At 34.1% G+C, this 13,076-nt stretch carries 10 protein-coding genes; 5 read left to right on the plus strand and 5 right to left on the minus strand.

Going from position 1 to position 13,076, the window contains the following annotated elements; genetic code table 11:
- Positions 1 to 368: 368 nt before the first annotated feature.
- The 4 genes from A3EM_RS0111830 to A3EM_RS0111845 form a co-directional block, all read right to left on the minus strand.
- The gene (locus tag A3EM_RS0111830) at positions 369 to 1,583 is read right to left on the minus strand and encodes a metallophosphoesterase family protein (RefSeq protein ID WP_020528426.1); all 1,215 of its coding nucleotides are present in this window, start codon (positions 1,581 to 1,583) and stop codon (positions 369 to 371) included.
- 353 nt (positions 1,584 to 1,936) lie between these two features.
- Positions 1,937 to 2,194 (minus strand): hypothetical protein, encoded by a 258-nt coding sequence (locus A3EM_RS0111835; RefSeq protein WP_020528427.1) that lies wholly within the window; start codon positions 2,192 to 2,194, stop codon positions 1,937 to 1,939.
- Positions 2,187 to 4,610: an ABC transporter permease gene (locus A3EM_RS0111840; protein ID WP_020528428.1), complete on the minus strand. Its 2,424-nt coding sequence runs from the start codon at positions 4,608 to 4,610 to the stop codon at positions 2,187 to 2,189. The genes A3EM_RS0111835 and A3EM_RS0111840 overlap by 8 nt, the downstream gene beginning before the upstream one ends.
- Before the next feature lie 165 nt (positions 4,611 to 4,775).
- On the minus strand, positions 4,776 to 6,140 hold the full coding sequence (locus tag A3EM_RS0111845) for an NfeD family protein (protein WP_020528429.1): 1,365 nt from the start codon (positions 6,138 to 6,140) through the stop codon (positions 4,776 to 4,778).
- 131 nt (positions 6,141 to 6,271) lie between these two features.
- On the opposite strand from A3EM_RS0111845, the gene A3EM_RS0111850 reads away from it, so the two are divergent.
- The 5 genes from A3EM_RS0111850 to A3EM_RS0111875 all read left to right on the plus strand — a co-directional run bounded on the left by A3EM_RS0111850 (position 6,272) and on the right by A3EM_RS0111875 (position 11,635).
- Complete coding sequence (locus A3EM_RS0111850; protein WP_157637850.1) at positions 6,272 to 7,066, plus strand: DUF4905 domain-containing protein; 795 nt, start codon at positions 6,272 to 6,274, stop codon at positions 7,064 to 7,066.
- A gap of 236 nt (positions 7,067 to 7,302) precedes the next feature.
- Complete coding sequence (locus A3EM_RS0111855) at positions 7,303 to 8,610, plus strand: LysM peptidoglycan-binding domain-containing protein (protein ID WP_020528431.1); 1,308 nt, start codon at positions 7,303 to 7,305, stop codon at positions 8,608 to 8,610.
- 562 nt (positions 8,611 to 9,172) lie between these two features.
- Complete coding sequence (locus A3EM_RS45765; RefSeq protein ID WP_052323352.1) at positions 9,173 to 9,961, plus strand: pentapeptide repeat-containing protein; 789 nt, start codon at positions 9,173 to 9,175, stop codon at positions 9,959 to 9,961.
- A gap of 99 nt (positions 9,962 to 10,060) precedes the next feature.
- On the plus strand, positions 10,061 to 10,417 hold the full coding sequence (locus A3EM_RS0111865; protein ID WP_020528433.1) for a T9SS type A sorting domain-containing protein: 357 nt from the start codon (positions 10,061 to 10,063) through the stop codon (positions 10,415 to 10,417).
- A 996-nt stretch (positions 10,418 to 11,413) separates the two neighbouring features.
- On the plus strand, positions 11,414 to 11,635 hold the full coding sequence (locus A3EM_RS0111875) for a hypothetical protein (protein ID WP_020528435.1): 222 nt from the start codon (positions 11,414 to 11,416) through the stop codon (positions 11,633 to 11,635).
- On the opposite strand, the gene A3EM_RS0111880 is transcribed toward A3EM_RS0111875, so the two are convergent.
- Entirely contained in the window at positions 11,608 to 13,059 is a 1,452-nt protein-coding gene (locus A3EM_RS0111880) for a lipopolysaccharide biosynthesis protein (RefSeq protein WP_020528436.1), read from the minus strand. The genes A3EM_RS0111875 and A3EM_RS0111880 overlap by 28 nt on opposite strands.
- Positions 13,060 to 13,076: the final 17 nt, after the last annotated feature.

Consider the following 13,076-nt stretch of genomic DNA (forward strand, 5'->3'; position numbering starts at 1 on the left):
TTTCTATAATTTGGTAATTAACTGATTTTTCTATATTTCAAAATTCTTTCTTATTCAAATAACCATTGGTCATTTTCTTAAAAAAAGTCTTAATGGTATTCAAATGCTTTCAAACTCCATGTGGAAAAAAGTGATAGATACTGAATACTTCTTTCTAGTCCTTAGTGGGGTTCTCCTCCAGGTTTGTACCTCAACTTCCTCGGAAAACCTTTTTGAAGGTAAAGATTTTTTCACGGTCGGCCACTGCCGTTTTTTTTTATCGACTGGAAAAAAGACAAAATGTTTAATCCCCATTCACAATTAATAGTTAGAATAATCAGATATGGTTGAAAGCATTGTTTTTGTATTATTATGAGTTACAAACCTCCTTACCCATTAATAATTTCATGAAACAAATTCATGATTTCCTCATTGGCTTCCTGTCCGTTTTTATGCTTAAAATAATCTTTAAAAAGCTGATCGATATTCTTACTTAAATCAATAACATTTTGCTCTCCCTGAATTTTATCCAGGTTTTTGATTTCGGGAATAATCGAAACGATGCCAGAATGTACATTATAAAGCTCTTTCTTAGTTTGAGCTGTAATAAAAGAATCACTCACCAGCGTAAGTTCCACAAAAGTATCCGGATTCCCTTTCAACCATTCAATGGCCAAATCTTTATCTTCAAATTTTTTCCTGAACAATTTTTTCCCCGACTCCAACTCCAGCTTATTATACTTCACATCCTTGCCTGGTTCAGCCTCTATGATGACAACATACTTTTTCTGATTGGCTTCACTGAAACTATATTCCAGCAAACTTCCGCTATATAAAGCAGGGCTTTTACCTTCCTGATTAACATGGTGAAGCCTGTGTAAATGTCCCAGGGCAGTATATTGAATTTCTTTGGGAATATCTTCGGAATAAATAGGCTGAGCCCCTCCAACGTGCAGAATATGCCTCTCATCTTCTGGCTCTTCAGGTTTTTCCCCACCTTTTTTCATCATAAAAAGATGTGCCATTAAAATATTTACCCCTTTATCATCACAGTATTTTTTGGCCAATTCCTTCCAATTGTTTTTCAATACCATCCGCAATTGTTCCTCCTGGTTTTCAATTCCAAGAAATTGTTTTAACCGACCTTCATTGGCGTAAGGTGTCAATAAAATTCTGAGTGGAACATTAGCATTTGGCAATTGAAGTTCCACAAAACCCTGAGCAGACCTGGTGATAGACAAACCACTTTCCAGAGCCATTGGAGAAACTTCGGTGGAAGGATATCCCACTAAAATAATCCCACATGCTTTGGCCAGCGGATCAGGGGCTTCGATACGATCGGGAGAATCGTGGTTTCCGGAAATGGCAATTACAGCTCTTTTCCCATTATTGGAAAGTTTATGAACAGACTTATAAAATAATTCAATCGCCTCATTCGGTGGGTTAAACTGATCGTACAAATCTCCTGCAATAATTATTGCATCAACTTCTTCCCTTTCAGCAATTTCAATAATTTCTTCCAAGACCTGTTTTTGCTCTTCCAGCCTTGGCAAATCATTTAATCTTTTCCCCAAATGCCAGTCCCCTGTATGTAAAAGTTTCATCTTCCTTGAGTACAAAAGGCTTCCCTTATTTTAAAACCTTTTGGGTAATACTTTTTAGCTTAAAAGTACCAAAATAGATTTTTATAAATCCTAAAACAAGACTTAGAGACTAAACAACAATAAAAGGAATATTTTAAAGGGTGAGATTAACAGAATAGCCTTCAAAAATTGTGTAAATATTAATAGAAACATGTTTAAATAAATAGAAACAAAATAGCTTTCCACCACACCACTATTTAATATTGAGATGAAAGTAGGCTCTCTAAAAGGGGACTTCTTACTAAATCTAAATTTTTCCTTCAGATGTCTACCTTATCTGGTTTTTTAGAGAAAGCTAAAAACCTCCCCTTTATTTACCCCTCAATTGAGGAGGCTAGGGACATAGCCGTCAGGTTAAAATCTTCCTCCTCGTTACGCTCCGCTAAGCAAGGTTCGAGAATGGCGGTTGTATCGCCAGTAAGCCAAAATAGCGTTTTAAACGCTTGGCTCGGCCATCCTCCTTGCAAACGAGGATGGTAAATTTGGTTAACCTGACGGCTGTAGGACCAGGTGAAGGAAAAGAAGCTGTCTATTTTTTTTATCACCTTTAATTCAATATCTATATTACTCATTCCGCAAAGCATCCACAGGATTACTGATTGCAGCTTTTACAGTTTGAATACTTACCGTGATCAGAGCTATTAGTAAGATCAATCCAAGTGGAAGCAGAAATACCCACCAGCCCAAATTAATTTTATTGGCAAATCCCTCCAACCAGTTATTCATAGTAAACCAGGCCAAAGGAAGCGCCACAACACTTGCTACTATAATTAACCTCACGAATTCCTTTGAAAGTAAATTGATAATGCTAATTATGGAAGCTCCCAAAACTTTCCTCACTCCTATTTCTTTGGTACGCTGTACCACCATAAAAGAAGATAAACCAAAAAGCCCTAAACAGGCCACAAAAATGGCGAACCCTGCAAAAATTCCGAATATTTTTCCAAACTGCATGTCTGCTTTGTATTGTTTTTCAAAATGTTCATCAAGAAAGAAATATTCAAATGGATTTCCAGGGAAAAAGTCCCGGTAGGTCGCTTCTATAGTCCCTAAAGTTTCTCCAACCTGTTCAGGATTTAATTTCAGAGAATAATAATTTCTACTTGAGGGAATTAACCGGAAGATTAAAGGATCGAAATTGCTTTTTAACGACTCATGATGGTAGTCCTTTATTACCCCAATAATTTTAAAGGTATCTCCCCAAAAGTATATTTTTTCATTTAAAGCCTCTTCCGGTTTTTGAAAGCCCAATAATCTAATAGCAGATTCATTGAACAACACGGTCTCCTCATCAGTTTTGAAATCTCTTGAAAAATTCCTTCCTGAAATCACAGACAACTGAAAAGCATCTACAAAATTATAATCGATTCCCACTACCCTGTATTGATTGCTATTGGTCGGTTCATCACTTATTTTCCGGATTCCTCCGGCATTCCATCCCGGTTTACTTCCAGGTACTGCAGTAGAAACAGAAATATTTTCAATTTTCGGAAACCTCAACATTTCTGTTTTGAAACTTTCCACTCTATCGGAATAAGTTGAATCTCTGACTTCAGGTGCTTTTATCACTACAGTCTGGTCGATATCCACTCCCAAATCCTGGTTTTGCATATAATCCACCTGCTTCATTACAGTTAGTGTTCCGGCAATTAAAAATACAGAAGCTGCAAACTGGATAATTACCAACACTTTTCTGAGAAATACACCTTTAGCTGAAGTACTCATTTTCCCTTTTAGAGTGGTTACAGGCTGAAAAGACGAAAGAACAAATGCCGGATATATCCCAGCCAGAAAAGATCCAATTATAAAAAGTCCACTAAGCACCAGCCAGAATTCTACATTAGAAAAAAGAGATAGTGGAATATTTTTTCCTATTAGATTACTGAAAAAGGGTGTAACCATGACCAAAAGAACTAGTGCCAACATTATGGCAATGGCATTAATTATAGAAGATTCCAGTAAAAATTGTCTGATGAGTTGTGGTCTTTGAGAACCCATCACTTTCCGGATGCCAACCTCTTTTGCCCTATCAATGGATCTAGCAGTAGAAAGGTTAATATAATTCACCCATGCAATGAGGATAATGGTAAAGGCTATAATTAATAAGAAATAAACAGTATTTCCATCTCCATTCACTTCAGCTTCCATCATATAATCAGAATATAGATGAATATCCTGTACTGGTTGCAAATTAAACTTTACCCAGGAATCATATTCTCTCAGGCTTTCACCAATAGTTTTTTCAATATAATCGGGAATTTTGGCTTCAAACTGTTTGTAGTCAGTTCCTGGAGCTAAAAGAATGTAGTTGTAAAATCCATCCCAAAACCAGGCAGTTCTCGTATCCTCTCCTTGCCAGTCTACATAAGTTTCAAATGAAAAAAGGATATCAAACTTTAAATGGGTATTTTCCGGATAGTCCTCTACCACTCCTACAACTTCAAAATCGTTTCTATCATTCAGGCTTAGGGTTTTTCCAATCGGGTCTTCATCCTGAAAATATTTTCTGGCTGTTTTTTCATTAATAACAGCTTTATATGGCTCTTTTAATAATAGAGAATCTACTCCACCTTTAATGACTTTATATTTGAACATGGGAAGAAATGAGGAATTTGCCATAAACATTCGCTCTTCTCTGAATTGTATTTTTTCCCCATTAGGTTTTTTATGTATGATTACTCCACCTATTGATGTCAGTCTGGCAAAAGCTTCCACCTCTGGAAAGTTTTCTGATAAAGCCTGTCCTACAGCCGAACAACCAGCAGCCCACTGAGTAGATAATTCTCCTTTATTAAACCGATCTTGTTGAATTCGGTAAAGGCTGGATCTATTCTCCAGGAAATTATCGTAGCTCAATTCGAAAGAAACATATTGGATAATTAAAAGACTGGCTGCAATGCCGATGGCTAATCCCAGAATATTGATGAATGAAAATATCTTATTCTTTAAAAGATTTCTGAGGGCAATGTTGAGGAAGTTTTTAAACATAATTCAGGTGGATGGAGAATGATAGAAACAAAAAATGGTTACAGTGAAAATAAAGCTTTTCATTGTAACCATACCTGGAAAACTCTAAATAGTTACCAAAAAGGTTGTTTTTTTTTTTGTGCTAAAAAATTATCTCTCTCCGCAAAACCTTTAAAACTACTCTTCTTATTCTACCAGTTTATCGGCCTCATGTTTCTTCACTTTTAAGGATGTGCCTTCATCCGAAATTACAATGACCTCTTCTCCTTTTTCTATATAATCTCCTCTGGTAGAAGCATCATAAATTTTCCCGTCTATCATTATTTTACCACTTGGACGAAGAACAGTATATGCCTTGCCGGTTAACCCTACTAATATCTGATCGGAATTAAAGCTTGAGGTATAGCCTTCATCCTTCTGCAAAGTTTCATTTAAAGCGATATGTTTTAAAAATGGACTGCTTTTTATTTGGGAGGCTCCTACAAACATTAAAACAATTGCCCCGACAGTTCCACCAAATGTAGCTAGTAATGCACTTTTCAAATCTCCTGTTGGTACATAATAAAAATCAAACCAGTCATTATCCACCATAACCAAGGCCAAAGAACCCACTGTAAGTATAATTCCCGAAATACCTGCCACACCAAAACCTGGAATAACAAAAATTTCAGCCGCTATTAATAACACACCTACCCCAAATGCAATAATTTCCCAATTGGCCGCAAGTCCGTTAAGATAATATGGAGTGAAATAAAGTACTGCTGCCATAATAGAGGCTATAATAGGAAATCCCACTCCGGGAGTTTGTAATTCAAAGTATAACCCACCAATAATGATCAGAATTAATAAACTGCTAATGGCAGGGTTTAAAAAGAATGCGATTATTTCCTCTGTTCCACTTGGTTTGTATTTTATTATTTCAGCATTTTCTATATTATTAATTTCCAAAACGTCCTCAACAGATTCTGCCATTCCTTCACAAAAACCATTTTTGATAGCTTCTGAAGCAGTAAAAGTAATTACCTGCCCGGCTTCTGATACGCCTTCTACCTCTAAATTTTCATCCACCATGGCTTCTGCAATTTTAGGATTTCTACCATTTGCTTCCGCAGTGGATCGCATGATCGATCTAAAATAAGATTGATATTTATCTGGAGCTTTAGCACCATCTACCCCATTTACTACGGTTGCTGCTCCAATATTTGCTCCTTTTTCCATATAAATACTGTCGCAGGCAATGGAAATTAAGGCTCCTGCCGAGGCGGCATTTTTATTAATGAACACGTAAACTGGCTTTTCGTACTCCAGAATCATGGAACGAATATCATCTGCGTCATTTACGGCCCCTCCATAAGTATCCATATCGATAATGATGTAATCCACATTCTGATTATCGGCTTCTTCCAAAGCCAATTGTACATGGCGATTCATCCTGGGATCAATCTCTGCCCTGATTTCAAATACTAAAACTTTTGGAGTATTTTGTCCAAGTAAATTAATAGGTATTTGAATAAGGCTAAATAGCAACAGTATTAATTTAAATTTATTCATATCGATAATATTTAGCACCTTTGAAGAATTTGGATTGTTAACCTATATAAGTATAAGTTTTAACCAAAAACTTACAATTTTGGTTGTTTACAGTTCTATATACTAATATAAGCACAAAATTAACTAAAAAGTTGACCACAGGATTAAGGAAAATTTTTGAATACGAATCGGAAGGGCAAATCTGGAAGATTATTCCAGACACTAAGGATTATAAAATTATTCTGGAGATAAGAGATGGAGATAACAGGGAAGTTAATTTCTCTGCATTAAACTATGAAAACGGGGAAATTATCTGGGAAGGTTTACAGTTTGAAGAGGAATGGCTGACCAGTATTTATGGAGCTGATAGCGGAAATGCTTATTTTTTTGAATTTGAGGATGCTGAAATTCCTCAGCCCAAAGGCATTATTGCAGTGACAATTAATGATAAAGAAATTCTTTGGTATCATGAAAACTACCGACTGGAAAAAATCCGGCAAAAAGAAATTCTAGTTTCTGAGGATAAAGATGGGGAAAAGCAATTTTATTATCTGAATGCAAAAGATGGGATAATAAATACAGAGAGAAGTGAGGAAATTGTATCTACTGAAGATGAAGAAATTCTTAGCCCGTTCAAATATGAAGAAGGAACAGAACACTTTGAAACCATAAAAAAGTTTCTTGTTGAGACCCAAATTACTGAACCTTTTGGAATAATTGATTATCTTGAGATAAATGGACGGATTATTTTAGGTTTTTACAAAAAAGATAAAAATGGAATAATTAGTAACTTACTTATATTAAATTTGGAAGGAGAAATATTGTTTAAAACAATTTTGGAGAAGGATTTAAAAGGAATTGGAGAAAATCTCTTTTCTGTTTTGAATCATAAATATTTAATTTTTTTAGAGGGTAAAACGAAAGTTTGGGGACTGGATATTTCCTGATTATACTAAGTTACTTTTCGTACTGCTCGATAATTTAAGAAATAAGCTGATTCTATTCCTCCCCCTCTTTAGGAGGCTAGGGGGAGGATGAAGGAATATATTTCCTTTCCTGCTTATTGATGTCCGGTAGTATGGTTAGTGGTTTATTAGTGATAAATACCTTCTCACTGTTTATTAGTTGAAGCAAATAAAATATTGATGTTTGTCAAGCACTTTGTTTAAGGAAAAATAATTTTATGAAGACTTTTTTAATTTTTTTAAGCTTACTAACAATCTCATTTTTCAGTATAGGGAATATATTAACTTCTCCTGCTGATTCTATTGGGGTAAAGAAAATTAATAACCAGGATTATATCCTTTATTTGGTGGAACAAGGGGAAACTTATACTACCATTGCAGCTAAATACGGACTTTCCGAATCTGAGATAAAAAAGGCTAACCCCGGTATTCCTAATCCAAATGTTAATCAGGTAGTTTTAGTGCCAATTATTATAAAAAGGCTTTATACTGTGCAGAAAGGGGATTATATCTACAAAGTAGCCAGGGATTTTAAAATGGATGTAAAAAGACTCAAAGAGCTTAATACCCTGGAGTCTGATGTCTTAAAAGAAGGTCAGCAATTGATAGTTGAAGTGCCATTACATGCTTTACAGCCTCAAAATAATAAACCAAATCAGCCAGTAGCTGCAGGGACAACAGGAACTGTAATTGCTGAAAATCAGTATAACCAACCTGCTTCAGAAGCTACGATTGATTATACACAACCTGCAAGTGAAAATGCTACAAATCCTTCAAACCCCGACTATAACCAGGTGGCAGGTGAAAATCCCGCTGTTACCAACAATAACTACAATCAGCCTGCTGGTACTCTTCCCGCTGCCGGAGTAGTTGCCATAGATTCTACCTTGGGCGAAAACCCCGCTTCCTCTACTTCTGCTGGTTGGGTAACAAAAGAACCAAAAGTTCACAAAGTAGCACAGGGAGAATATATTTTTGCCCTTGCCAGGCAAGCCAGTGTAAGTGTTGATAGTATTAAAATATGGAATACTATTGAATCTGAAGAAAATATTCATCCCGGACAGGATTTAATTGTAGGTTATAACTATTATGATGCTAATGGAAAAATTGTAAATACCTCCGGAGCTAATATTCCAGATGTAAAAGGAAATACAATGGGTAGTACAGCTGGAGTTGGAGTTTCTGCCAATGCAGCAAATCCTGCTCAGATGGCAGGTCTAACCCCGGATGTTAATCTAGAGTTACCAACCTATAAAAAAGAAACCGGATATGGTAAAATGATAAAGGATAATACCGGTCAGGCACCCCAGCAAAATGTAGCCTTACATAAATCCGCTCCTTATGGTACTTATATTAAGGTTGTAAATCCTGGAAATGGAAAATCTGTTGCGGTAAAAATTATTGGACAAATTCCACAGGAGATGGCTGCCGACTCCAATTTATTGATCTTAATATCTCCAACAGCCTGTAATAAAATTGGGGTAATCAATGATGCATTCCCCATTCAACTGGAATACAATCAGTAAATAGTTTATTTGGCAAGCTAATACTTTCCTAAGCTGAGACGAAGAAAATTTGAAATCTTTGTCTCAGCTTTTTTAATGCAGTTTCAAAAAAATAAAAATATCCCTAAATTATAGTATTGTTTTACCGCCACTCCTTTATTTAAATTACATTATAAAAGCCTGATAAATTCGGATGGATTCCTAAAGAACAGGACAAGTATATTCCTTAATATTAGGGTTTTAGAAATACTCGTTATAATTTTATCCTCATTACTTTTTTGATCATTTTCACTATTCAATCACAAAGTATTACCGAAGATTCATCTGAACATTTTCGGGGCTTTCTTTTGTGAAAAAATATTGTTAAATTAAAGAAAAGGAGTTCACCCCTTTTTAGAGCATGTTTAAATTTTATCTATTTCGCTGCAAACGTCCATTTATGGAACCTCACTTCAAAATAGAACTTCTAAATAGCGCTGCTATTAAAAAGTTTTCTTATTTCGTGAGAACCCAAAACTGAACGTTTTCGCCTGAAAACCTAAATTTCAAACAAGCTCATGTATGGAAACTAACTCAATTAACAGTGAAAAGAAGAAGAAAAGGAAGGCATTTATCAAGTTTCGATAAATTCTTTCAAAGATTTATAGCCCGTCTATTAAAGTCAATTCAAACTCCGGTGGGAATCACCGTAGTAGTTGGCCTGTTTTTAATTTTAATTATTGCCATTCTTGATTTTAAATACCTTGAAACTGATGATGGTCGTGATGTCTTAATTGAAGCGCACGGTTTAATATTTGACGTGTTTGTATTTGGGGTGTTGCTGGCCTATCTCAATAAGTTTTTGGAAAAAAGGCAAAAAGTTGAAAGGTATAAAGAGGAAATAGATGATTTTAGAGGATGGGATGAAAAAGAAGCCAAATACCGCATTGTAGGTCTCATAAAAAGATTAAATAAAATTGGGAATAGCAGGGTTAACCTGTCCAACTGTTTTCTTGCCCATGCCGATCTTCACGGAGTAAACCTCAATAAAGCCAACCTAAAAAATGCGGATTTACAGGATGCAGACCTGAGTAATGCCGACTTTACCGGAGCTGACTTCGGAGGGGCTAACCTGAAAGGAGCCAATCTTACCAATTCTGTATTGAGAGGAGTAAACCTAGCAAATGCTGACCTGAGTGAATCTAATCTGACCAATGCAAGTTTATGGCGTGCCAACCTGATGAATGCAGACTTACATGGCGCTGAGCTTTACAAAACTAATCTCATGGAAACCGATCTTACAAATGTGAATTTTGAAGGAGTAGATGTTAGTAAAGCCAATATGGACAGGGCAAAAGTGGATAGTGAAAATACACCTATTAAATTGAAGTAACTTAACCGGTTCACTCCAAATAATTTCCTATTCACTCCATCATTTTTTATGTAAATAAATAAGGAAAGTAGATTTGACTATAATTTTAAACTAATAGTCATGAAAAACTTTTTACTTTCCTTTCTTTTCCTTACAGTTTCTCTTTTGACCTTCAGTAATGTGGCCATGGCCAAAGAGGATTCTCACAATAAAAAATCATCAGAGGTTCAATCAATTACCATTTACCCAAATCCCACTCAAGGACAGTTTAAGGTTCAAATTGAAAATGCCAACCATCAAAAAGTAAGTATTACAATTTATAATACTTTGGGGAAAACTATCTTGACGGAAAATTACCTGAATACTCCTGCCAACTTTAGCAGAGCATTTAATTTTGAAGATGAAAAATCAGGCTTGTATTTCGTATCAGTTCAGGTTGGAGAAAAGACCCTTACAAAAAAGGTAGTTGTGGAATAAAGATAAATAGCCCCTTTAAGCAGGAAATTATATCATTGGATATTTGATGGGTAAAGACATTTCTTAACATGCTCACAAGCACATCTGTACTATGTTTTAAAAATTAAAAAGTCCTCCCTTTTCTCCTATTTATCATTACTCCTAAAGTAAAAACAGTTTAAAATTATTCTCCTCATTCTAAATTAATTCATGTCTCCTTTCTGGTTTTAAATCATTATAACCATAGTAATTACTACAGAACAGGAATTACAGTTCTCTCCAAAAAGGGCTTCAGGTAACTTACAGAAGGGTTTTCCAAAATTATAACAATAAAACAGGTAGTTGCCAGTAAGCAAATAGTTCGTTTGTAGTAAGGAACGTGTCTGCTTCTAGTAAGCAAACGGACCATTTGCTTACTAGGATTGTCCATATTTCCTTATAAGGAAACGGGTCGTTTCCTTACTAGAATTGCCGTCAATTCCTGGTAAGGAAATTCCAATATTAATAGGAAGGCCATCAGATGTTATACTTAAAAAGATACTTAGCTATATGGAGCATTGATAAGAATAGAATATGAAACCTGGCAATTGAATTTTTATTAACCTCCTCATTCAATCGGTATTCCCATAAAAATTTTTATTCTATAGATAAGGTCTAAACTGGTAAGAGGAATTTGAACAGCGAATTAGGTAAAAAATCATCATTAAAAATTTGTTCACTCCCTCCTTTTCCAAACTTTAGATGACTTTTAAACGGAATATACTTTAAATTATTTGAGTGAATAAAACCTAAATTAAAGCCCCTATCTAAAGATCTGAATACAATTGGCAGAACACCTGTGAAAATTTCAAAAATAAATTTGAGCATTGAGTCAATAAATAAAAAACCTCTCCGTTTTTCACACAGAATTTTTTAATGAAACCAGCATGATGCTGAACTCAGTGTAAAGTGCGATACTATTAGGACAGTGGCACTTATTTTTTAAACAATTGAGAAATTTTTTTGACTATTTCATCAATGAAAGATTCCCAAATAATAATTGATTCGAGGAAGTCTTCTTTAAGCCTTAATCTGAAAGAATTATTTTCCTATAAGGATTTGTTTTTGATCCTTGCCTATAGGGATTACAGAGTTCGATATGCGCAGACTTTTTTAGGATTTACCTGGGCATTTATTCAGCCATTCGCTACTTTATTAATTTTTACATTTTATTACTTTCTAAAAAGATTTGACCTGTAGGTTAAAAACAATCTCTTTACACCAAAATAACTTTTAAGAACAAGTTTTAAAAAGAAAAACAATAACACTAAAGAGATAAATATTTTTAAACTGAGTAAAAGGGGGTAATTAAACGGTAAAAAATTGAGGTAGGAAAGCACTGTGGTAAATAGTACAATTATGAAGATATTAAAATAATTAATATCAAACTTCATAAAATTTATACTTATTATACCACTAATAACAGTCATAATAAAATATCCACTGGTTTTTGATATTACGGCTCCTTGAATACCGTAGCTTTCAGTTATAAGAAATGAAATAATAAATGTGGTAATAAATCCTCCAAGGTTAGCCAAAATCAGATAGCTAGTCTTTGATTTTGTATAATACATAGGAAGATTTAATAATTGACCAATGAAAATAATAAGATGTCCGATATTTAATAATGGAATATATTTCCAGGCTTCAACTAGACTTTTTTTACTGGATAATATTGTAAGTACTTCAAATGAAAATATGGAAATACCCATATTAATTATAGCACCAGCTAATATTATATGGATAAACAATTTATTTATTAGATATTTTTTTGATTGGTAAAATTCAAAAAACCAAGGAGAAATGGCAGATATTATAGATTCTTTTATGGCAGAAAATATGGTAGCAAAGGTAATTGCAATATAATAAATACCTGATACTTCTTTTCCTTCTTCCATATTTAAAAATAGAGTGCTAACTGTTTCTACTCCCATTCCTAACCAAATAAATGGAATTAAAGGAAGTACATAATTGATAACAGGGAAGAGAATTGATTTTTTAATTGAAAATGAGGAAACTTTAAATAGCTTAAATATGGAAATTGATGAAAAGACAAATCCACAAACAATAGTACTATATATTATGCCAATTACATCTTTTTTTAAAACAACAACAAAAAATAAGTTTAATAATATATTGGAAGAATAAAAAGCCATATCAAAAATAAAACTAGCTTTTCCTTGATGGGTAGCTTTTAGATATACCCGATATAGATCGACTAAAAAATTAAATAATATCCCAATTAACGAAAAAAATATATATGGATAAAATGGTATATTATTAAGAATTGGTTTTAGAAAAAAAGAACCAAATAACAATAAAAATAAAACGAATACAGAATTACTAATAAAGGTAGTAAGGATTATATTACCCAAAAATTTTTTTCTAAACTCCGATTTTTTTTGACTTTCTGGAGAATTTATAAACCTGGTGATTGCCCTGTGTAATTCAAATCCCGCCAAACTTGTCACTAATACAGTGATACTTTGGGATACAGATAATATTCCATAGTCAGCCTGATTTAAATAATAAGAGAAAATTGGAAAAAATATAATTGAGGATGCCCTTAGAAAAAGGCTAGAGAATGTATAAAAAAGACTATTTGAAAAAACTTTTGCCAGCATATTTTTAAATATTCCGC

Origin of the sequence: Flexithrix dorotheae DSM 6795 (assembly GCF_000379765.1) — a bacterium.
Lineage (GTDB): Bacteria > Bacteroidota > Bacteroidia > Cytophagales > Flammeovirgaceae > Flexithrix > Flexithrix dorotheae.